The 1993-nt window shown below is 65.4% G+C and carries 2 protein-coding genes and 3 pseudogenes; all 5 read left to right on the top strand.

What is annotated here, in order from left to right; all coding sequences use genetic code 11:
* Positions 1 to 222: pseudogene (locus WA225_RS07765) on the top strand (hypothetical protein); the annotation flags it as partial.
* Between the two features lie 187 nt (positions 223 to 409).
* A pseudogene (gene infC / locus WA225_RS07760) lies at positions 410 to 1063 on the top strand (translation initiation factor IF-3).
* Positions 1041 to 1238: a 50S ribosomal protein L35 gene (gene rpmI / locus WA225_RS07755; protein ID WP_422607487.1), complete on the top strand. Its 198-nt coding sequence runs from the start codon at positions 1041 to 1043 to the stop codon at positions 1236 to 1238. The pseudogene infC and the gene rpmI overlap by 23 nt, the downstream one beginning before the upstream one ends.
* Before the next feature lie 9 nt (positions 1239 to 1247).
* Positions 1248 to 1610 (top strand): 50S ribosomal protein L20, encoded by a 363-nt coding sequence (gene rplT, locus WA225_RS07750; RefSeq protein ID WP_422607486.1) that lies wholly within the window; start codon positions 1248 to 1250, stop codon positions 1608 to 1610.
* Positions 1607 to 1993: pseudogene (locus WA225_RS07745) on the top strand (hypothetical protein); the annotation flags it as partial. The gene rplT and the pseudogene WA225_RS07745, both read left to right, overlap by 4 nt.

Raw genomic sequence — 1993 nt, 5'->3', positions numbered from 1 at the left:
GTCCTGGCCCGTGATGCGGATCTGATCGGCCTGGTCAAGCCGATGTTCGAGTTGCGGCTGGCCACCGCTCCCTCCGACGCCATCTCGGTCGACGCCGCGACCGAGCGTGCTGCGGCGGGCGTGGCCGCTGCCGGCTGGCGTGTCATCGGCGCCATGCCGTCGCCCGTGCTCGGCGGGCGAGGGGCTGTGGAAGCGCTGCTCCACGCCCGGCGATCACCATGACGTCACAGCAGGTTTGGCCATCCCGCAGCCGTGCTATATTCAGCGGCCGACGCCCTGTACGGGCGCCGCAAAGCAGGACCGCCAGGTACGGCCCTCACCTTCCGGGCTTGCCTTGAAGGTCCAGCACCCGAACCCTGGATAGCGGAACCGCTGTCCAGTTTTTTATACCCACAAGGAGGCCGCGCCGATCGCATTCCGAGAGCTCAGGGTCAACGACCAGATCCGCATCCCCACCGTCCGCCTGTTCGACGACACCACAGGCGAGCAGTTGGGAATCGTCACCCTCGAGCGAGCCCGAGAGCTTGCCGCCCAACGTGAACTGGACCTGGTCGAGGTAGCCCCCCAGGCCCAACCGCCGGTGTGCCGTCTCATGGACTACGGGCGTTTCAAGTTCGAAGCGCTGAAGAAGGAGTAGGAGAGCCGCAAAGAGCACAACACCATCAACGTCAAGGAGATGAAGCTGCGTCCGAAGATCTCGGAGCACGACTTCCAGACCAAGTTCGGGTCGGTGCGACACTTTCTCCACGACGGCGACAAGGTGAAGCTCACCATCATGTTTCGCGGACGCGAGATGGTGCACCAGGAGTACGGGCGCAAGTTGCTCGACCGGATGGCCGAGGAGCTGAAGGAGGTGGCGACCATCGAACGGACCCCCCTCGTCGAGGGCCGCAACATGATCATGATCATGAGCCCGCTCAACAAGAAGCACGCCAAAGGCGACCAGCACAGCAATGACCGGCGTCCAACGCAGGAGGTGGAGGTGAGCGTCACCGTCCCGGTGGAGGACCTCGGCGGCGACTCAGGGAGCAAGAACGACCATGCCGAAGATACGAACGCATAAGGGAACCGCCAAGCGGCTCCGCGTCACCTCGACCGGAAAGGTGATGCGGCGCAAGGCGTTTCGCTCGCACCTGCTCGAGCACAAGAGCGCCAAGCGCAAGCGCCAATACCGGATGCAACACGAGGTGTCCTCGTCGGATCGCCGCAAGGTGATCCGGCTTGCACCCTACCGTTAGGAGAGCGACATGGCCAGAGTGAAACGTGGGGTGACGGCCAAGGCTCGCCACCGGAAGATCCTCGAGATGGCCGAGGGGATGCAGGGGGCTCGCCACCGGCTCTACAAGAACGCCAACGAGGCGGTCATGCACTCGCTCGCCTACGCGTATCGCGATCGCAAGCAGCGAAAGGGCGACATGCGCGGTCTCTGGATCGCGCGCATCAACGCGGCAGCGCGCCAGAACGGCCTTGCGTACAACCAATTCATGCACGGCCTCAAGGAGGCCGGCGTCGAGGTGAATCGCAAGATGCTCGCCGACATCGCCGTCAAGGACTCCGGCTCGTTTCAGCAGCTTGTCGAAGTCGCCCGGGGCGCCTTGACCAAGGCGTGACCGCCGACCTCCACAGCGTGGCGGCGGAAGCCCTCGAGGCGGTCGCCGCCGCGCCGGACCTGGCTGCGCTCGACGTGGTGCGAACCAGGTACCTGGGACGGGGCGACGGTGAGCTGACCTCGTTTCGACGAGGCCTGGGCAAGATCCCCGACCCTGATGGGCGACGGCAGATGGGTCAGATGGTCAACGAGCTCGTTCAGCGTGTCGGCGATGCTCTCGACGAGCGCCAGCGGACCATCGAGCGCACCACTCGGGCTCTGAACCTCGAGACGGAGACGCTCGATCTCACCCGTCCCGCGCCGGCCCTGCGGCGAGGCCGCCTCAGCCCGGTGACCATCGCCGCCCGGGAGATCCGGCGGATCTTCGGTCAGCTCGGTTTCGAG

The organism is Pseudomonas sp. (assembly GCF_049300855.1).
Classification (GTDB): Bacteria; Pseudomonadota; Gammaproteobacteria; order Pseudomonadales; family Pseudomonadaceae; genus Aquipseudomonas.
The sequence above is the reverse complement of the archived record's forward strand: the minus strand, read 5'-3'. Positions and strand labels throughout refer to the sequence as shown.